Origin of the sequence: Frigidibacter oleivorans (assembly GCF_003993775.1) — a bacterium.
In the GTDB taxonomy this organism is placed as follows: Bacteria; Pseudomonadota; Alphaproteobacteria; order Rhodobacterales; family Rhodobacteraceae; genus Frigidibacter; species Frigidibacter oleivorans.
This window is the reverse complement of the sequence record NZ_RJRZ01000021.1, coordinates 24,233-43,350: the sequence shown is the minus strand read 5'-3', so window position 1 is coordinate 43,350 and position 19,118 is coordinate 24,233. Positions and strand designations below refer to the sequence as shown.

16 protein-coding genes are annotated in these 19,118 nt (G+C 72.2%); 5 read left to right on the top strand and 11 right to left on the bottom strand.

Translation table 11 applies throughout. The features are described 5' to 3' along the window. The first annotated feature begins 182 nt into the window (after positions 1 to 182). The 3 genes from EEY80_RS18200 to EEY80_RS18190 all read left to right on the top strand — a co-directional run bounded on the left by EEY80_RS18200 (position 183) and on the right by EEY80_RS18190 (position 4,036). Positions 183 to 2,129 carry a hybrid sensor histidine kinase/response regulator gene (locus EEY80_RS18200; protein WP_126979027.1) on the top strand — a complete coding sequence of 649 codons (1,947 nt, stop codon included), beginning with the start codon at positions 183 to 185 and terminating at the stop codon, positions 2,127 to 2,129. Further along, a complete protein-coding gene (locus EEY80_RS18195) occupies positions 2,126 to 2,833 on the top strand; it encodes a response regulator transcription factor (protein ID WP_126979025.1) in 708 nt (235 codons plus the stop codon). Before EEY80_RS18200 ends, EEY80_RS18195 begins: the two co-directional genes overlap by 4 nt. Positions 2,834 to 2,899: 66 nt before the next feature. Next, positions 2,900 to 4,036 carry a saccharopine dehydrogenase C-terminal domain-containing protein gene (locus tag EEY80_RS18190; protein WP_235829904.1) on the top strand — a complete coding sequence of 379 codons (1,137 nt, stop codon included), beginning with the start codon at positions 2,900 to 2,902 and terminating at the stop codon, positions 4,034 to 4,036. Here the strand turns inward: EEY80_RS18190 and EEY80_RS18185 are convergent, their stop codons facing one another. The 3 genes from EEY80_RS18185 to EEY80_RS18175 are packed head-to-tail and all read right to left on the bottom strand — an operon-like array spanning position 4,037 to position 6,809. Beyond that, on the bottom strand, positions 4,037 to 4,765 hold the full coding sequence (locus EEY80_RS18185) for an SDR family NAD(P)-dependent oxidoreductase (protein WP_126979021.1): 729 nt from the start codon (positions 4,763 to 4,765) through the stop codon (positions 4,037 to 4,039). It abuts the gene before it with no gap. Beyond that, positions 4,762 to 5,520, bottom strand: coding sequence for a DUF1365 domain-containing protein (locus EEY80_RS18180; RefSeq protein WP_126979018.1), 759 nt, complete (start codon positions 5,518 to 5,520; stop codon positions 4,762 to 4,764). Before EEY80_RS18180 ends, EEY80_RS18185 begins: the two co-directional genes overlap by 4 nt. After that, positions 5,517 to 6,809, bottom strand: coding sequence for an NAD(P)/FAD-dependent oxidoreductase (locus EEY80_RS18175; protein WP_126979016.1), 1,293 nt, complete (start codon positions 6,807 to 6,809; stop codon positions 5,517 to 5,519). Before EEY80_RS18175 ends, EEY80_RS18180 begins: the two co-directional genes overlap by 4 nt. 320 nt (positions 6,810 to 7,129) lie before the next feature. Between EEY80_RS18175 and EEY80_RS18170 the strand changes: the two genes are divergently transcribed. Next, entirely contained in the window at positions 7,130 to 7,675 is a 546-nt protein-coding gene (locus EEY80_RS18170; protein WP_235829903.1) for a sigma-70 family RNA polymerase sigma factor, read from the top strand. A gap of 11 nt (positions 7,676 to 7,686) precedes the next feature. Next, positions 7,687 to 8,361: a ChrR family anti-sigma-E factor gene (locus EEY80_RS18165; RefSeq protein WP_126979012.1), complete on the top strand. Its 675-nt coding sequence runs from the start codon at positions 7,687 to 7,689 to the stop codon at positions 8,359 to 8,361. A 36-nt stretch (positions 8,362 to 8,397) separates the two neighbouring features. Here the strand turns inward: EEY80_RS18165 and mutL are convergent, their stop codons facing one another. The 8 genes from mutL to EEY80_RS18125 form a co-directional block, all read right to left on the bottom strand. After that, positions 8,398 to 10,242, bottom strand: a complete 1,845-nt coding sequence (gene mutL / locus EEY80_RS18160; RefSeq protein WP_126979010.1) for a DNA mismatch repair endonuclease MutL — start codon at positions 10,240 to 10,242, stop codon at positions 8,398 to 8,400. Positions 10,243 to 10,275: 33 nt separating this feature from the next. Beyond that, complete coding sequence (locus EEY80_RS18155) at positions 10,276 to 11,625, bottom strand: M16 family metallopeptidase (RefSeq protein ID WP_126979065.1); 1,350 nt, start codon at positions 11,623 to 11,625, stop codon at positions 10,276 to 10,278. Between the two features lie 8 nt (positions 11,626 to 11,633). Next, positions 11,634 to 13,034, bottom strand: coding sequence for a M16 family metallopeptidase (locus EEY80_RS18150; RefSeq protein ID WP_126979008.1), 1,401 nt, complete (start codon positions 13,032 to 13,034; stop codon positions 11,634 to 11,636). A gap of 94 nt (positions 13,035 to 13,128) precedes the next feature. Next, complete coding sequence (locus EEY80_RS18145) at positions 13,129 to 13,665, bottom strand: DUF3035 domain-containing protein (RefSeq protein WP_126979006.1); 537 nt, start codon at positions 13,663 to 13,665, stop codon at positions 13,129 to 13,131. Positions 13,666 to 13,763: 98 nt separating this feature from the next. Then, positions 13,764 to 14,261 carry a signal peptidase II gene (gene lspA / locus EEY80_RS18140; protein ID WP_328590536.1) on the bottom strand — a complete coding sequence of 166 codons (498 nt, stop codon included), beginning with the start codon at positions 14,259 to 14,261 and terminating at the stop codon, positions 13,764 to 13,766. A 37-nt stretch (positions 14,262 to 14,298) separates the two neighbouring features. Then, on the bottom strand, positions 14,299 to 15,882 hold the full coding sequence (gene purH / locus EEY80_RS18135; RefSeq protein ID WP_126979004.1) for a bifunctional phosphoribosylaminoimidazolecarboxamide formyltransferase/IMP cyclohydrolase: 1,584 nt from the start codon (positions 15,880 to 15,882) through the stop codon (positions 14,299 to 14,301). A 12-nt stretch (positions 15,883 to 15,894) separates the two neighbouring features. Continuing rightward, complete coding sequence (locus EEY80_RS18130) at positions 15,895 to 17,652, bottom strand: heparinase II/III family protein (RefSeq protein ID WP_126979002.1); 1,758 nt, start codon at positions 17,650 to 17,652, stop codon at positions 15,895 to 15,897. Between the two features lie 123 nt (positions 17,653 to 17,775). Continuing rightward, a complete protein-coding gene (locus EEY80_RS18125; protein WP_126979000.1) occupies positions 17,776 to 19,056 on the bottom strand; it encodes an RsmB/NOP family class I SAM-dependent RNA methyltransferase in 1,281 nt (426 codons plus the stop codon). Positions 19,057 to 19,118: the final 62 nt, after the last annotated feature.

Below are 19,118 nucleotides of genomic sequence, written 5' to 3'. Positions count from 1 at the left end.
TCTTTCCGGCCCTGCGCGCCGTCTTTCCGGCGCTGCCGGCCGGGCTCCTCTCCCGGTCGGTCCTGCAAGGCTGCGGGGGAAAGTTTACCGCAGTTTTTCGCAATCCTATCGAATTCTTGCGACGCCGCGCACGGCCTTTGCGCCCGCCTGCGCCGGTGCTAGCGATGATGGCAGGAGGAGCGATGGCGGACGAGGATTTCCAGAAGCTGACGCAGGCGGGGCTGAACCTGATCCAGCAGGCGCTGTCGATCTTCGACCGCGACCTGCGGCTGGCGGTGTCCAACCGGCAGTACCGGATCATGTTCGACCTGCCCGAGGAACTGACCCGTCCCGGCACCTCCTTCGCCGAAACGATCCGGTTCCTGGTGCTGCGCGGCGAATACGGGCCGGTCGCCGACCCCGAGGCGGCGGTGCGGTTTCGCGTCGATCAGGCCCGTGCCTTCGTGCCCCACTACATGGAACGACTGCGCGCCAACGGCCGGACCATCGCGGTCGAGGGCTCGCCCCTGCCGCAGGGCGGGTGGGTCACCGTTTATACCGACATCACCGCGATCAAGCGGCAGGAGGCGCTGCTGCGCACCCGGTCCGAGGAACTGTCGGAACAGGTGATCGCCCATGCCGAACGGCTGGCGCTGACCAACCGCGAACTCGCCGCCTCGAATGCCGCACTGGAGGAAGCCAAGCGCGAACTGACCGAGATCGAGGCGCGCACCCGGCTGGTGACGGAAATGACGCCTGCCCATATCGCCCATGTCGACCGGCGGCGGGTCTACACCTTCTCGAACCGGCGGCTGTCCGAGGTGATGCCGGGCAGCCGGTCCGACATCGTGGGCCGCCCGATGCATGAATGCCACGGGCCGGTGGCGGCGGCCCAGATCCTGCCCGCCATCGACCGGGCGCTGGCGGGCGAGGCGCTGGTCTTCGAGATCACGCATGCGCCCTCGGGGCGGCGCATCCGCATCGCCCTGACCCCCGACACCGCGCCCGACGGCACGGTGATCGGCACCTACATCCTGTCCACCGACGTCACGGCCGAGGCGCAGGCCCGCGCCGCGCTGGCCCATACCGCGAAACGGGAACTCGCCGCGCAGCTGACCTCGGGGCTAGCCCATGACTTCGCCAACCTGCTGACCATCATCCTCGGGCTGCAGGGGCGGCTGGAACGGGTGCCCGGGCTGCCCCCCGAGGCGGCGGATCTGGCCGCGGCGACGCTGGCCGCCGCCCGGCGCGGCGGCACGCTGCTGGACCGGATCGCCAGCATCTCGGGCCCGCGCGAACTGCGCCCGCAGCCGGTGGCGGTGGACCGCCTGCTGGCCGATCTGGCGGCGATGACCCGGCCCACCCTGCCGGAAACCGTGGCGCTGGACCTGTCCGTCGGCGACACGGGCGGCCCGGTGCTGATCGAGGGCGGCTCGCTGCAGGACGCGCTGCTGAACCTCGTGCTGAACGCGCGGGACGCGATCGGCGGGCGGGCGGGCACGATCCGGCTGTCGGCCCGCGCCCTGCGCGACACCTGGCTGGAACTGGTGGTCGAGGATACCGGCCCCGGCTTCAGCGCCACCGCACTCGACCGGGCGCTGGACCCGTTCTACACCGAAAAGGGCGGCGAGGGCTCGGGGTTGGGCCTGTCGATGGTCTATGATTTCGTCAAGCTGTCGGGCGGCACCGTGCGGCTGGAAAACCGCGATGCGGCGGACGGCGAGGGCGGCCACGGCGCGCGGGTGACGCTGCGCCTGCCCCTGCGCCGCCCCGGTCCCGCCGCCGTGCCGGGACTGGTTTTGCTGGTCGAGGATCGCGAGGAGATCCGCACCGAGGTGCGCGAGATGCTGCGCGCCATGGGCCATGCGGTGATCGAGGCCGGATCGGCGGCCGAGGCGCTGGACCTTGCCGACCTGCCGGAACTCGATACCGTGCTGTCCGACATCCATTTGGCCGGCGGGATGACCGGCGTCGACCTCGTCCGCCGTCTGGCCGACCGGCCGGACGGGCCGCGGCTGCGGCTGATGACCTCGCTGCCGCCCGGCGATGCGCTGCGCGCCGCCGCCCCGTGCCCGGTGCTGGGCAAGCCCTTCACCGCCGCCGAACTCGCGGCCTTCCTCGCCGCCCCCGACCAAGGACCCGCGCCATGAGCCAGTCACCGCATGTGGCCATCCTCGACGACGAGCCCGAAATCCGCCGTATGCTGCAGGACGCGCTGGAGGAGGCGGGCTTTCGCACCACGGCCTTCGCCCGTGCCACCGAATTCGAGGCGGCGCTGAAACGCGGCTCGCCGGATGTCTGCCTTGTCGATCTGGGCCTGCCCGACCGCGACGGGCTGGCGGTGGTGCACCGGCTGGCGCTGGAGTCGGGGGCGGCGATCATCATCATCTCGGGCCGGGCACAGGTGCAGGACCGGGTGACGGGGCTGGAACTGGGCGCCGACGACTATGTGATCAAGCCCTTCGACCCGACCGAGGTGGTGGCGCGCATCCGCGCCCGCCTGCGCCGCGGCCGGACCGAACCCGACCGCCACGGCGCCACCGCCCGCTTCGCCGGCTGGACCGCGCATTTCGACCGCTACCTGCTGGTGGCCGAGGATGGCAGCGAAACCGCCTTCAGCCATGCCGAGGGCGAGGTGCTGCGCCTGTTCCTCGACACGCCCAAGCGCCTGATCAGCCGGGCGCAGATGCAGGAAAGCCTCGGCGGCGTCGCGGGCGACAGCTTCGACCGGGCGATGGATGTGCGCATCTCGCGCCTGCGGACCAAGCTGGGCGAGGATCCGAAGAACCCCCGCCTGATCAAGACGATCTATGGCGCGGGCTACATCTTCCTCGGCGACGTGACCTGGGACTGAACCATGCCCCGGGGCTTGCCCTTAGCGGGCGGGCATGATTCCCCTTGGCCGAAACGGAGGTGCGGCTTGGCACGGATACACTGGTGCGGCGCGGGACTGTCCTCGGGGCCGGGGTTGCGGCGGCTGATCGCGGCCGGGCATCCGGTGACGGTCTGGGACCTGAACCCCGCCGCGGCGGCAGGGGTCGCCGGCGCGGGCGCCGAGATCCGGCAGGCCGATCCGGCGGCGCTGGCCGCCGCGCTGGCCCCGGGCGACGTGCTGGTGTCGATGGTGCCGGCGGATGGCCATCCGGCGCTGGCCCGGCTGGCGGTAGAGGCCGGCGCGCATTTCGTCTGCTCCAGCTACCTGTCGCCGGCGATGCGCGCTCTCGACGGGCCGGCGCGGAGGGCCGGCGTGGCGCTGGTGAACGAGGTGGGGCTGGACCCGGGGCTCGATCACCTGATGGCGCATGATCTGGTGGCGGCCTATCGCGCCAGCCCCGCCCACGACCCGGAGAACGTGCTGTCCTTCACCTCTGTCTGCGGCGGTTTCCCCCGGCATCCGAACGCGTTTCGCTACAAGTTCTCGTGGTCGCCGCTCGCGGTGCTGAAGGCGCTGCAATCGCCCGCCCGCTGCATCCGCGCCTTCAGCGAGCTGACGGTGGACCGGCCCTGGCAGGCGGTCAGCCGCTTCGACGCGCCGCTGATCCCGCCCGAGACCTTCGAGGTCTATCCCAACCGCGACTCGCTGCCCTTCCTTGCCGACTACGGCTTCGACCCCGGCTGGACGGTGCGGGACTTCCAGCGCGGCACCCTGCGCCTGCTGGGCTGGGCCGAGGCATGGCAGCCGGTCTTTGTGGCGCTGGAGGGAGGCGATGCGGCGGAACTGGCGGCGCTGGCCGACCGGCTGGGGCGCGAGAACGCCTATGCCCCGGACGAACCCGACCGGGTGGTGCTGGCCGTGGCGCTGAAGGCGGAAAGCGACGGGCGCGCGGTGTTCCATCGCGGCTGGGCGCTGGATGCGACCGGAGACGCACGCGGCTCGGCGATGGCGCGGCTGGTGTCGGGGACCGTGGCGCTGGCGGTGGAGTCGGTGCTGGCGCGGGAATTGCCGGCGGGCGTTCAGGCCGCGCCCCGCGACCCGCGCCTGATCGCCCGCTGGCTGGAGGCGACGCGCGAGACGGCGCAGTTCCTGCACCGGGCGGACTGGGCGAACCGGTCCTGATCAGCCCATCAGCCGATGCCACAGCGGCGCGGGGATCAGCCGCGCCACCCGGAACAGGTCGGCGAAGGGGTGGGGGAAGGCGCTGGCGAAACGGCGGCTTTCCATCAGACGCAGCATATGGCCCGCCGCAACCTCCGGCTCCATGATCTGCGGCATGTCGAAATCGTTCTTCGCCGTCAGCCGGGTGCGGATGAAGCCGGGATTGGCCAGCTGCACCCGGACGCCCGTGCGGCGCAGGTCGGCGCGCAGGGTTTCCGCCAGCGCCATCACCCCCGCCTTCGAGGCGGAATAGCCAACCGCCCCCGGCAGGCCGCGATAGGCCGACAGCGACCCGGTCAGCAGCAGATGCCCCCGGTCGCGCGCCAGCATCCCCGGCAGCACATGGCCCAGCAGGCGATGCAGGCCGGTCAGGTTCACGTCGATCATCGCCGCCGCGCGGTCGGGGTCGATGGTCTGCGCCGCCATCGGCCAGTAGGTTCCGGCCAGCCAGACCAGCCCCTCGACCTCGCCCGCCTCCTCTGCCGCCGCGCGCACCGAGGCCGCATCGGTCACGTCCATGGGCAGCACCCGCGCCCCGCCGGGCAGGCTGTCGGCCAGCTCCGTCAGCCGGTCGCCGCTGCGGGCCGACAGGGTCAGGCCCACGCCCCGCGCCGCCAGTTGCTGCGCCAGCGCGCGGCCCAGCCCCTCGCTGGCGCCGACCAGCCAGTACTGCCACGCGGGCAGGGTCATCGCGTCACCTCCTGCGCGGGCGGCGTCGGGCGGCGGCGATAGCGCGCGCCCTTCAGCGCCAGCTTCAGCGCCTGCCAGTGGATCAGCGCCAGCACCCGGCGGCTGCCGAAGGGCCGGCGCAGCGCCGCCCCCGCCAGCCCGGGCAGGGTCAGCGGCGCGCGCCGCCCCTGCAGCGTGGCCAGCAGCCCCGCGCCCTCGGTCCGATAGTCGATGCGGATCGCCACGCTGTCCGCGCCGATGGCAAAGCGAAAGCGGTACTCGCCCGCGATCTGCTGGAAGGGCGAGACGTGAAAGACCTTCGTCGCCACCATCTCGTCCCCCGGCAGGATCGGGCGCAGGTCGGAATGGGCGCAGAGATAGGAGTGGCGGTCGCCGAAGGTATTGGTGACCTCGGCGACCACCGCCCGCAGGCCCGCCGCGTCCGTCACCAGCCAGAAGGAGACCGGGTTGAACACATGGCCCAGCAGGCGCGGCTGCGTCAGCAGCCCGACCGTCGCCCCCGGCAGGTCGATCCCCTCGGCCGCCAGCACCTCGCGCAGCCAGACCGCCCCCCGGCCCTGCCCGGGCGGTCCGCCATGATCGGCGTCGCGCACGCCCGCGACCGTGCCGCGCCGGCGCGAAAAGGGCGCGGGCGCCGTCACCGACGCCTCCATGTCCGGGATCAGCACATAGTCGATGCCATAGCTGAAGGCATTCTCCACCGCGCCGCGCCGGCCGTGGAAGGTGCGGCCCCGGATATGGTCGACGCGGTTCACGCCGCCGCCTCCAGATGCGGCGCGTCGATGGCGCGGGCCACGGCCTCGGCGCTGGCGAAGCCGTCCTCGTGAAAGCCGTGGCGCATCCACGCCCCGCAGAACCAGGTGTTGCGGGTGCCGTTCAGCGCCCGGACCATCCGCTGCCCCTCCAGCGCGGCGAGGTCATAGACCGGGTGGCGGAAGGTGGTGCTGTCATGGATCAGCGCCTCGCGGACCGGGTGGCGGCCGTTCAGCGTCACGAACAGCGGGTCGTCCTTGGGGATCGGCTGCAGGGAGTTCATCCAGTAGGTCAGGTCGATCCGGTCCGACAGGGCGCCCGCCGGTTCCGAATAGACCCAGCTGGCCCAGGCGGCCCGGCGGCGCGGCATCACGGCGGGGTCGGAATGCAGCACCATCTCGTTCGGCTGATAGCGGATGCGCGACAGCGCCGTGCGTTCCGCCTCGGACGGGTCGGACAGCAGCCGCAGCGCGTCGTCGGAATGGGCGGCGAGGATCACGTCGTCGAACGCCTCCCACGCGCCGCCCTCCACCCGCAATTCCGGCGCCAGCGCGGCGCGGCGGACGGCGGCCACCGGCGTGCGGGTCCGGATCTCGACCCCCCGCGCGCGCATCGACGCCTCCAGCCGGCGGACATATTCGACCGATCCGCCGCGCACCGTGTACCACTGGTGCTGGCCCGTTGCCGACAGCAGCGCATGGTTCTGGAAGAAGCGCAGCATCGCCTGCGCCGGAAATTCCAGGATGCCGCGCGTGGGTGTGGACCAGATCGCGCCGGACAGCGGCGTGATGTAGTAGTCGCGGAACCACGGCCCGGTGCCCAGCCGTCCCAGCAGGTCGCGGATCGTCATCGACGGGTCGTCGGCGGCGGCCAGCCCGTTGCGGTTGAAATGCAGGATGTCGCGGATCATCCGCCAGAAGCGCGGATCGCCGGCGCGCCGCTTCTGCGCGAACATCGCCGCGACGTTGCGCAGCCCGTATTCGAACCGCCCCCCGTCGATCGAGGCGCCGAAGCTCATGTCGCTGGGCGCGACCGGCACGTCGAGCGATTCGAACAGCGCGACCAGACCGGGATAGTTCACGCGGTTGAAGACGATGAAGCCGGTATCGACCGGCTGGTCGCCACGCCGGCCCGCCATCACGGTGCGCGCATGCCCGCCCAGCCGGGGCGCGGCCTCGATCAGCACCACCCGGTGCCGCCCGGCCAGCAGATGCGCCGCCGCCATCCCCGAGATGCCGCCCCCGATCACGGCAATGCGGCGGGGGGCGTGGTCGAAGGTTTCGAAAGGCATCAAGGGCTCCGGCGGTCTTGTCTGGGCAGTGGGGGCTTTGGGGTCGGTCCGTCAAGACGTTACGCCGGCCGCGGCGCCCCGGATCACTCCGGCGGCCGCGGGAACCGCCGTCCGCGAGCCTCGTCGGCGCCGGTGATCCGGCACCGCGCGGCCTCCGTATGAACCGCATGCTGACCGCAATCGCCCTGCCTGACTTTGAGGATGCATCCGCCCCTGCCCCCGCCTATTCTGGGCGGGGCGGCTGGCGCGCGTTCCGGCCCGCCCGGCCCGCCGCATCCGACGGGCCGGTGATCGATCGCAGGAACGGGACGGACCGCAGAGTGACCACGTCTTCGCCCGAGGCCGACTGGACCGAGGCCCTGCTGCGCGTCCGGGACCATCGCGACCGGGCCGCCTTTGCCGTGCTGTTCCGCCATTTCGCGCCGCGGGTGAAGGCCTTCCTGATCAAGTCCGGCAGCGACGCGGCCCTGGCCGAGGAATGCGCGCAGGACGTGATGACCACGCTCTGGAACAAGGCGCATCTCTACGATCCGGCGCGCGCCAGCGTGGCGACCTGGGTCTTCACCATCGCCCGCAACCGCCGCATCGACATCCTGCGCCGCACCCGCCGGCCGGAACCCGAGGATCTGCCCTGGGGTCCTGAACACGAACCCGATCAGGCCGACGCGCTGGCCCTGCAGCAGGACAGCGCCCGGCTGGCCGCGGCGCTGCGCAACCTGCCCGACAAGCAGCGCGCCCTGATCGAGCAGGCCTATTTCGCCGACCGGTCGCACAGCGAGATCGCGGCCGCCACCGGCCTGCCGCTCGGCACCATCAAATCCCGGATCCGGCTGGCGCTGGACCGGCTCCGCCACGACCTGACATGACCCCTTCATCCATGACCCCGACCATTCGCCATCCCCTGCCCGACGACCTGCTGCTGGCCTATACGACCGGAAGCCTGCCCGAAGCCTTCAACCTGCTGATCGCCACGCATCTGTCGTTGTGCGACGAAAGCCGCGCGACCGTCGCGGCCTTCGACGCGCTCGGCGGCGCGCTGCTCGACAGCCTCGACGCCGATGCCGATCCCGACGGCGAGGCGGGGCTCGAGGCCGGGCTGCAGGCCGTACTGCGGCGGCTGGATCGGACCCCTCCCGAGCCGCCGGTGCGCCCGGCCCGCCGCCACGCACCGGGCATCTTCCCCGCGCCGCTGCAGGATCATGTCGGCGGCGATCTGGCCGCCGTGCGCTGGCGGCCGGTGGGCATGGGGGTGCGGCAGGCGATCCTGAAGACCGGGCCGGGCGCGCGGGCGCGGCTGCTCTACATCCCTGCCGGAGCGGCGGTGCCGGATCACGGCCATCACGGGCGGGAACTGACGCTGGTGCTGCAGGGTGCGTTCAGCGACGCGGGCGGCCGCTTCGCCCGCGGCGATGTCGAGGTGGCGGATCCCGAGGTGGAACATACGCCCACGGCGGAACCGGGCGAGGATTGCATCTGCCTCGCCGCCACCGACGCGCCGCTGCGCTTCCGCGGCCTGCTGCCCCGGCTGGTGCAGCCCTTCCTGAAGATCTAGCCCGGCCCCCGGGGGCCGCGCCGGGCGGTTCATCGCCTAGCTGCGCCCGAACAGCCGTTCGATGTCGGACAGCTTCAGCTCGACATAGGTCGGGCGGCCGTGGTTGCACTGGCCCGACATCGGCGTCGCCTCCATCTCGCGCAGGAGGGCGTTCATCTCCTCCACCCGCATCTGCCGGCCCGACCGGACGGAGCCGTGGCAGGACATGCGGCTGAGCACCGCGTCGATCCGCGCCTGCAGCCGGTCGCTGCCGTCGAGATCGGCCAGGTCGTCGAGGATGTCGCGGATCAGCCGCGCCGCGTCGACCCGGCCGAGGATGGCGGGCGTCTCGCGCACCGCCACCGCGCCGCCGCCGAAGGGCTCGACCGTCAGGCCCATCCGCGCCAGATCGTCCGCCACCTCCATCAACCGGGCGCAATCGCCCTCGGGCAGCTCGACGATCTCGGGGATCAGCAGCGCCTGCGCCGCCACGCCCCGGTCCGCCATCTGCCGCTTCAGCCGTTCATAGACCAGCCGTTCATGCGCCGCGTGCTGGTCGACGATGACGAAGCCCGAGGCCGTCTGCGCGACGATCCAGTTTTCATGCAGCTGCGCCCGGGCGGTGCCCAAGGGGTGCTGCGGGTCATCCTCCGCCGGCGGGGCCGGGTCGAACCGCGCGCTAACCTCGGCCAGCGCGGGGGCCAGCACCGGCTGGGACGCCGGCTGCGGCGCCTGCCAGTCCTGCGCGGCGCGCAGTGGCCCCGCGCCGGGGCGGTCCATCTGATAGACGCGCGGCCCATGGGCTTCCGGCCGCATCGCCCCCAGCGTCGCCCCGGCCACGGTGCTGGCGGCGCGGTGCCCGGCCGCCGCCAGCGCATGGCGCAGCGCCGTGACGACCAGCCCGCGCGGCAGCCCCGGATCGCGGAACCGCACCTCGGCCTTGGCGGGATGCACGTTCACGTCCACCGCCTGCGGATCGCAGGCCAGGTACAGCGCCGCCGCCGGATGCCGGTCGCGGCCGAGCACGTCCATATAGGCCGCGCGCAGGGCCCCGATCAGCAGCCGGTCCCGCACCGGGCGGCCGTTGACGAACAGGAACTGTTCCACCGCCGCCCCGCGCGAATAGGTGGGCAGCGCCGCAAGACCCGTCAGCCGCAGCCCCTCGCGTTCGGCGTCGATGGGCAGGGCGTTCTCGGCGAAGGCCCGGCCCAGCACCCGGTCGAGCCGCGCGGCCAGCGCCCCGAACAGCTCGCCCTGTTCGGCCTCGGCGCGAAAGACGGTCCGGCCCGCGCGGCCGCTGTCATCGACCAGCGTGAAGGCGACCTTCGGTTCCGCCATCGCCAGCCGCCGCACCACATCGGCGATGGCCTGCGCCTCGGCCCGGTCGCTGCGCAGGAATTTCAGCCGCGCGGGCGTGGCGAAGAACAGGTCGCGCAGCTCCACCACCGTGCCCCGGTTCAGCGCGGCGGGGCGCACCGGCTCGATCCGCCCGCCGGTCACGGCGATGCAGGCGCCCTCGGCGCCCCCGGCGCGCGAGGCGATGGTCAGCCGCCCCACCGCCCCCAGCGAGGGCAGCGCCTCGCCGCGAAAGCCGAAGCTGCGGATGTTCAGCAGGTCCGTGCCGTCGATCTTTGACGTGGCATGCCGCGACAGGGCCAGCGGCAGGTCGGCCGCCGTCATCCCGCAGCCGTCATCGGTGACGCGGATCAGCGTCTTGCCGCCATCGGCATAGACCACCTCGATCCGCCGAGCGCCGGCATCGAGCGCGTTTTCCACCAGTTCCTTGACGGCCGAGGCCGGACGCTCCACCACCTCGCCCGCGGCGATGCGGTTCGCCACCGTCTCGTCAAGCTGGCGGATGACGGGTCGATCTGTGGATATGTTGCGATGCGGGGCGTTCATGCCACTAGACGTAGCATGGACCGCCGCCCCCGATCAATCCTCGCCCGCCGCCGGGATCACCATTGCCTCGGCCCCGTCCAGCGCCTCGGGCTGGCCCACCACGACAAAGCGCAGGCGCCCGGGCATCAGCCATTCGCCCGCGACGCGGCGGATGTCGTCCAGCGTCACCGCCTCGATCTTCGCGTTCCGGGTCTCGACATAGTCGGGCGGCAGGTCATCGAGCTGCATCCCCACCAGAATGTCGGCGATCCGGGAATTGCCGTCGAAGCGCAGCGGATAGCTGCCGGTCAGGTAGGTCTTCGCCGCCTCCAGCTCCTCTGCCGTGACGCCTTCGGCCGCGACCTTCGCCCATTCCGAGCGGACGACGTCGATGGCCTCGGCGGCGCGGGCATTGGACGAGGCGAGGCTGCCCTGCCATGTCGCCGCATGATCGCGCGGCACGAGATAGGAATAGACGCCATAGCTCAGCCCCCGCGCCTCGCGCACCTCGGTCATCAGCCGCGAGGAGAAGCCGCCGCCGCCGAGGATCTGGTTGAGGATATAGGCGGCGAAGAAATCGGGATCGTCCCGCTCCATCCCCGGCTGGCCGAAGACCACCACCGATTGCGGCGTCGGGAAATCCACCGTGGTCACGCCCGCCGTCAGGTCCGGCACCACGTCGTCCGGCATCGGCGCGCCGGTCGCCGGCAGGTCGGCCAGCAGCGTGTCCAGCAGCGCGCCCAGTTCCGCGGCGGTGATGTCGCCCACGGCGCTGGCCACCACCCGGTCGCGCGCCAGTACCGCGTCCTTGGCCGCCACCAGGTCGTCGCGGGTCAGGGCGGCGACGCTGTCGAGCGTGCCTTCATAGGGCGTGCCGTAGGGATGGTCGCCGAAGGCCAGCCGCGAAAAGGCGCGATCCGCCAGGACGTTCGGGTCCTGCGCGTCGGATTGCAGCCCGGACAGCACCTGGCCCCGCACCCGCTCCACCGCGTCCGCATCGAAGCGCGGCTGCGTCAGCGCCAGCTTCAGCAGGTCCGCCGCCTCGTCCCGCGTCTCGGTCAGCATCCGGGCCGAGACCGACAGCGCGTCGTCGCCCACGTCGAAACTCAGTCGTGCGGCCAGCGACTCGCGCGCCGCGGCAAAGCCCTGCGCATCCAGATCGGCGGCGCCTTCCTCCAGCAGGGCGGTCATCAGATAGGTCGCCCCCCGCTTGCCCGGCGCATCGAGGCTGGCGCCGCCGCGAAAGCGCAGTTCCAGCGCCACGAAGGGGATGGAATGATCCTCGACCAGCCAGGCGTCGATGCCGCCGGGCGAGGTGACGGTCTGGATGTCGACCGCCGCGCGCAGCGGCAGCGCCGACAGGCACAGGACCGCGGCGGCCAGCAGGTGTTTCAGGGGGGTCAGGGCAAATGTCACCGGATCACCTCCGCCGCGGGTTCGGCCTGCAGGGCCGGGGTTTCGGCCAGGGGCGCGTCGGCGCTGCCCGGCGCGGGCGGGGCCATCAGCCAGCCGGTCACGGCATGGCGGCGGTCCAGCACCCGGTTCGCCGCCGCCATCACCTCGTCGGCGGTGACGGCAGACAGCGCCGCCGTCCAGCCCTGCACATCGTCGATGGTCAGGCCCACGGCCAGCGCCGAGCCATAGCGGCGCGCCAGCCCGTCGACACTGTCCTGGGCATAGATGTCGGCGGCGCGGACCTGGGTCTTCACCCGCTCCAGCTGTGCCGCATCGACGCCTTCCTCGATGAACTCGGCCACCGCCCGGTCCAGCGCCGCCTCGCCCTCGGCCAGCGTCACGCCCGGCGCCGGCACCACGACCAGCCCGAAGGTCGTGTCGTCGATCGCCAGCCCGTCGTAATAGGCCGAGGTGAACAGCGCCTCGCCCGTGCCGAAGGTCAGCTTGCGGCTGAGAACCGAGGTCTGGCCGCTGCCGCCCAGCAGTTCCGCCAGGATCGTCAGCGCCGCCGCCTCGCCCTGGTCGCCGGGATCGCGTTCCGGGGCCAGGTAGCTGCGCACCACATAGGGCTGGGCCACCCGCGGATCGGCGAATTCCACCCGCCGTTCCGCGATCTGCGGCGGCTCCTGCGGGCGCGCGCGGTCCGGGATCGTCGTCGAGGGTTCGAGCGGCCCGTAATATTCCTCGGCCAGCCGCCGCACCTCGGCCGGGTCGGCATCGCCCGCCACCACGACGATGGCGTTGTTGGGCGCATAGTAGGTGCGATACCAGTCCAGCGCATCCTGCCGCGACAGCTGCTCCATCTCGTGCCGCCAGCCGATCACCGGCTTGCCATAGGGATGGTTCAGGTATTGCGCCGCCGACCGCTGTTCGCCGAACAGCGCGCCCGGGTCGCTGTCGGTGCGCTGCGACCGCTCCTCGAGGATCACGTCGCGTTCGGTGCGCACGTCATCCTCGGACAGGATCAGGTCCTGCATCCGGTCGGCCTCCATCCGCATGACCAGATCCAGCCGGTCCGCGGCGATGCGCTGGAAATAGGCGGTGTAGTCATAGGAGGTGAAGGCGTTGTCCGACCCGCCGTTCACCTCGACCAGCCGCGAGAATTCCTTCGGCCCGACATCGTCGGTGCCCTTGAACATCAGGTGTTCGAGGAAATGCGCGATGCCGGACACCCCGGGCCGTTCATCCGCTGATCCGGCGCGATACCAGATCATGTGGGTGACGGCGGGGGCGCGATGATCCTCGATCACCACGACCTGCAGCCCGTTCTCCAGCGTGAAGTCGGTGACCTCTGCGGTCAGCCCCGCCCCGGCCTGCGCCGAAAGCAGGATGCCCGCGGCGATGATGCGTTTCAGCATGCGGCCCTCCGGTAAATGCCGCCGCAGGTTACCGGGACGCCCGCCGCAGGCAAGCCGGCGCGGCGGCCGATACCGGGGATGTGACCGGCGGTGTCTACTCGCGCTCCAGCCCCTCGGGCGGGGCGCCGACATTCTGCACGCCCCGCGCGCGCCAGCGGTCGAGTTCCGCATGCTGGTCCAGCGACATCGGCGCATAGGCGCGGTAGTAGATCGTCACGTCGAACAGCCGTTCCAGCAGCCGGCCGTCATGGTCGCGCCGCCATTCCAGATCCTCGGCGGCCAGCTGGCCGCGGATCGCCGGATCGGCCCCGTAGCGCCCGGCATGGGCCAGCAGTGTGGTGTCGGCGCTGCGCCCGTCGGTCTGCAGCGCCTCGCGACGGCCGCCCAAGGCGGCCACGGCATCGGCCTGCGGCGTCGGGTCGGTGCGGTTGGTGCCGCCCGGCGTCGGCGCCGGCAGTGCCGACACATCCTCGGGCAGTTCCAGCGGCTTGACGGGCAGGATGCCGAATTCGTCGGCGCCTCGGCTGTTCGCGCGCAGGTTCATCAGCTCGGGCGTGCCGTCACCTCCGCCGCAGGCCGCCAGCGTCAGCGCCGCGCCCGTGCACAGGATCATGCCAAACCTTGCCCGCATCGCAGTCCCCTTGCCGTTCCGCGTCCGTCTTGTCGCCCACGTCTTAGCGCATCGTCATGTCGCCGTCACGGGTGAACCGTGCAGGCGCCCGATTGCGGTCAGCGGGGTTTCGCATCGCCCGTGAACAGCACCAGCCCCGCCGCCCCGGCGAAGATCGCGATATCCGCCACGTTGAAGGAATAGGGGTTGTCGAAGCCCGGGAACCCCATGTTCAGGAAATCCGCTACCGCGCCATAGACCAGCCGGTCGACCACATTGCCGAGGGCGCCCCCGATCAGCAGCCCGGCCGAGATCTGTGCCCAGCGTCCCGGGCGGCTGCGCGCCATCCAGCGCCAGACCCAGCCCGCGATGGCCAGCGCCAGCGCGATCAGCAGCCAGCGCGTCCAGCCCTCGCCCGCGAAGAGGCCGAAGTTGATGCCCTGGTTCCAGGCCATGCGGAAATGCAGCCAGCCCGGCAGCACGTCGATCTCGCGCCGCCGGTCCAGCTGCAGGATGTGGACGACCCAGTATTTGCTGATCTGGTCGATCAGGAAGACGGCCACGGCTGTCCAGATCACGGCGCGCATCGTCGGGCGCGCGGCCCTTGCGGCGGTCATGGCCTCTCCTCCCTGCGGTGCGTCGGGATCCCGCGCATCAGTGGCGGAAATGCCGCATGCCGGTGAAGACCATGGCGATGCCGGCCTTGTCGGCGGCGGCGATCACCTCGGCGTCGCGCATCGACCCGCCGGGCTGGATCACCGCCGTGGCGCCCACGCCCGCCAGGACCTCCACCCCGTCGGCGAAGGGAAAGAAGGCGTCCGAGGCCGCGACGCAGCCCTGGGTCAGCGGCGCGGGCAGGCCGAGCGCCTGCGCCATCGCTTCGGCCTTGCGGGCGCCGATCATGGTGGAATCCACCCGGCTCATCTGCCCGGCACCCACGCCCACCGTCGCCCCGTCCTTCACATAGACGATGGCGTTGGACTTGACGTGCTTCGCCACCTTCCAGGCCAGATAGAGGTCGCGCAGTTCCGCCTCGGAGGGCGCGCGGGCCGTCACCACCTTCAGGTCGGCGAAATCCACCCGGCCATTGTCCTTGTCCTGCACGAGGAACCCGCCCGCCACCTGCCGGAAGCTCAGGACCGGCGCCGCCGGGTCCGGCAACGCCCCGGTCGTCAGCAGGCGCAGGTTCTTCTTGCCGGCGAAGACGGCGCGCGCGGCCGCGTCGGCCTCGGGCGCGATCACCACCTCGGTGAAGATCGCGCAGATTTCCTCTGCCGTCGCCGCGTCCAGCGGCCGGTTCAGCGCCACGATCCCGCCGAAGGCCGAGGTGCGGTCGCAGTCATAGGCGCGGCGGTAGGCGTCGAGCAGCGTGGGAGCCGTGGCCACGCCGCAGGGATTGGCATGCTTGATGATCGCGCAGGCCGGCGCGTCGCCGAATTCCGCCACCAGTTCGAAGGCGGCATCGGTGTCGTTGATGTTGTTGTAGGACAGTTCCTTGCCCTGCCACTGCTTCGCCGTGGCGACACCGGGGCGGGCGGAGCCGTCGGTGTAGAAGGCCGCCTGCTGATGCGGGTTCTCGCCATAGCGCAGGGTCTGGGCCAGCCGCCCGGCAAAGGCGCGGCGGCGGGGCGCGGCCTCGCCGATCGCCGCCGCCATCCAGGTGCTGACCGCCGCGTCATAGGCGGCGGTGCGGGCATAGGCCGTCTGCGCCAGCCGCTGGCGGAAGGCCAGGCTCGTGCGGTCGTCGCGGGCATCGAGTTCCGCCAGCAGCGCGGCATAATCCTCGACATCCACCACCACGTTGACGAAGGCGTGGTTCTTGGCCGCGGCGCGGATCATCGCCGGGCCGCCGATGTCGATATTCTCGATGCAGCTGTCGTAATCGGCGCCCTTGGCCACCGTCTCCTCGAAGGGGTAGAGGTTCACCACCAGCAGGTCGATGGGCTCGATCCCGTGTTCGGCCATCGCCGCCTGATGCTCTTCGTTGTCACGCAGCGCCAGCAACCCGCCATGCACCGCCGGATGCAGCGTCTTCACCCGGCCGTCCATCATCTCGGGGAAGCCGGTCACATCGGCCACATCGGTGACATGCAGCCCCGCCTCGCGCAAAAGCTTCGAGGTGCCGCCAGTGGACAGCAGCTCCACCCCCCGCGCCGCCAGCGCCCGGGCGAAATCCAGAAGCCCCGTCTTGTCGGACACGGAGATCAGCGCGCGGCGCAGCGGGACAAGGTCGGTCATGGGCGGGGCCTTTCAGAAATGAGTCGTGTCGTCGCGTTCGAGGTCGCGGATGGCGGCGGGGGTATCCTGCGCCTTCGCGAAGGTCCAGCCGAGCTGGCAGGCATAGTCCATCACCCGCGCCGACAGCACGATCTGCCGGCTGGCGCGCGGCTTCAGCCGCCCCCGTTCCAGATGGACCGAGGGTTCCAGCCGCAGCGCCGCGGCGCCGTCATGACGGAACACCCAGATCTCGCCCGATTTCAGCGCCAGCGACACCGCGGTCCCGCCCATGTCGAGCGCCGCGTCGACATCGGGATGCAGGTGAAAGCGCAGGTCGAAGGCGATGCCCGACAGGCCGGTCCGGTCCATCAGCACGTCGAACCGCTTGCGGTCGGCCGTGGTCAGCGCGCCCAACGTATCCTCGCCCGACAGCACCCGCCCAGCCGGGTCCAGCAGCAGTTCGCGGACATGGGTCATGCCATGGGTCGGCACATAGCCGTCATGCCCGGCGATGACCCGGCTGCCATCCTCGCCCGTCTGCAGGTCCAGCCGCACATCGTTGGGCGCATCGTCCAGCAGCCGCCGCCCCCGCCGCTGCAACAGCCCGTCGGGGCCGAGCCGGGCCGAGGAAAAGCCCTCGATCCCCAGCGTCGAATGGCTGGGCGTCGCCCGGCCCGCGCGGTGCCAGTCGGGGCCGAAGGGCGCGCCGGGGCCGCAGTTCACCACCACCGGGCGGCGGCCCGAGGTCATCTCGAAGGCCAGCGTCGAGGCATGGGCATCGGCCGAATCCGGCCCCCGCGGCGGCGGCGCGGCATCGAGGATGACCGTCGTCCGCCCCGCCGCCAGCCGCAGATAGCCCATCGCCAGACCGGCGGGCGGCGGTGTCTTCACCCCCGATTCCGCCAAGGCCTGATCGAGCCGCCCCTCCGGCCCGCGCCCGCCGCCATGAAACCGCGCCAGACCGCCATCGGCATGGCGCAGCGCCCGCAGCGTCGGCGCGATCCGGGCGATGGCGTCCAGATGGGCGGGCACCGCCTCGCGCCCCGATTCCCGCATCGCCAGCGCCGACCATGTGAGCAGCGTGAAGACCTCGAGCAGGTCTTCGGGATTGCGCGAGGCCAGCCCGCCGCCCGCGTCGATGCGCGCCGCCGCCTCGCGCCCCAGGGCCTGCCGCGCCGGTTCCACATGCCGTTCCATCCCGGTCAGCGACAGGCCGGCATAGATCAGCCCGGTCAGCGCCTCGAACCGGGGCAGGCCGGCGGGCGCTGTCTTCCAGCGCCGGGCGAGGAAGTTGGTCTGCTGGCCGAGGCTGCGGAAGAAGGCCGCGTTGGCGGCGGCGCCCTGCCCGCTCATCAGGAAGGGGGCGTGGTTGATCCAGCGGATCAGCCGCCGCCCCGTCAGTTCCGGGGTCCAGCCCGGCCCCCGCCCCCGGCCGAAGCGGGTGATCCAGCCGGCCGTCCAGGACTGTGCCCGGGCACGCGCCGCCGTATCGGCCACCGCAGCCAGGTCGTCGAGCCAGGCGAAACCCTGCAAGGCCTCGGCGAAGGCATCCGAGGGCAGGTCGATGTCCCAGATCTCGCGCCCCTTCGCCTCGACCAGATGGCCCGCGAACAGGAAATTGCCGGCACACAGCTGCTTGCCGCGCGCATAGGCGCCGATGGTGCGGGGTTCGGGCTGGCTGACCAGCCCGGTGGCGGGACGGCCGCGCGTGACGATCCAGGCGGCCAGCCGGTGCCGCAGGCGGACCCGCCGCCCGCCCCAGCCCCCTGCCCGGATCGCGCTGTCTGTCATGGAATCCGGCCGTTTCGCCTGTGCTCTGCCCGGCCGCACCATAGCCACGGCCCGCCACGCTGTCACCGCGAAAAGCCCCGGTGGCGGCGATGCGACCGTGCCGTTTCGGCGGTGCAGCGCCGGTCAACCGGGCAGGCGCAGCGCGGCGGCGAAGAACCCGTCCATGCCACCCTGATCCGGCCAGAAATCGGGGCGCAGGCGCAGCGCATCCGGCCCGCTGCGCCAGCCCTCCTCGATCCAGCCGGCGTCGGGCAGCGCCGATTCCAGTCCCGGATGGCGGTCGCGCAGCGCGGCGATCTGGGCCTCGCCTTCCTCGGGCAGCAGCGAGCAGGTGCAATAGACCAGCCGCCCGCCCGGGCGCAGCAGTGTCAGCGCATGGTCCAGCATCGCCGCCTGCAGCGCGAAAAGATCGCGCAGCCCCTCGCCCGTCCGGGCATGGGGCAGGTCGGGATGGCGGCGGATGGTTCCGGTGGCGGAACAGGGGGCGTCCAGCAGCACCGCGTCCAGCGGCGCGCCGGGGCGCCAGTCGCGCGCATCGGCCGCGACCACCTGCGCGGTCAGGCCGCAGCGGGCGAGATTTTCCTCCAGCCGCGCCAGCCGCGCCGCCGACAGGTCCACCGCCGTCACCCGTGCCCCGGCCGCCGCCAGTTGCAGCGTCTTGCCGCCCGGGGCGGCGCAGAGGTCGGCCACCGTCTCGCCCGCCCGCGCCGCCAGCAGCCGGGCGGGAATCGCCGCCGCCGCGTCCTGCACCCACCAGTCGCCTGCGGCATAGCCCGGCAGTTCGCTGACCTGTGCCCCCGCCGCCAGCCGGACCGATCCGGTGGGCAGCGCCGTGCCCCCCACCGCCGCCGCCAGCGCCGCCGCGTCGCCGTCCTTCGGCGTCAGGTCGAGCGGCGCGCCCGCGAGATGCGCCGCCTCCATCGCCTGGGTCGCGCGCTTGCCCCAGGCCGACATCAGCCGCCCGCGCAGCCAGGACGGCAATTCCGTCACCGGCAGCGCCGCCCATGCGCCCGGGTCCAGCGCCGCCACCTTGCGCAGCACTGCATTGGCCAGCCCGGTGAAGCCCTCGGTCTGCGGGTCGCGGCCCAGCCCCGCCACCGCGGCGCCGACGACGCCGTGGCCGGGCGCGCCCAAGGCCAGCATCTCGACCGTCGCCACCCGCAGCACCGCCAGCACCGGCGCGGGCGGGGCACGGCGCAGGAAGGGCTTCAGCACCCGGTCGGCGCGCGACAGCTGGCGCAGCGTGTCCAGCGCCAGCCGCTGTGCCCGCGCCCGGCCCGAGGGCGGCAGCGCGTCGAGCGCGCCCTCCGCCAGCAGGTCCGACAGCAGCCGGCCCTCGCCCGTCACCGCCGCGACCAGTGCCGCCGCTGCGCCGCGCGGGTCCGAGGGGTCGTTCCGTGCCATGTGCCGCCGTTCCCGAAGATGCTTGTTCCCGAAGGTTGCGGGCGTATATCAGGCAGGGCTGC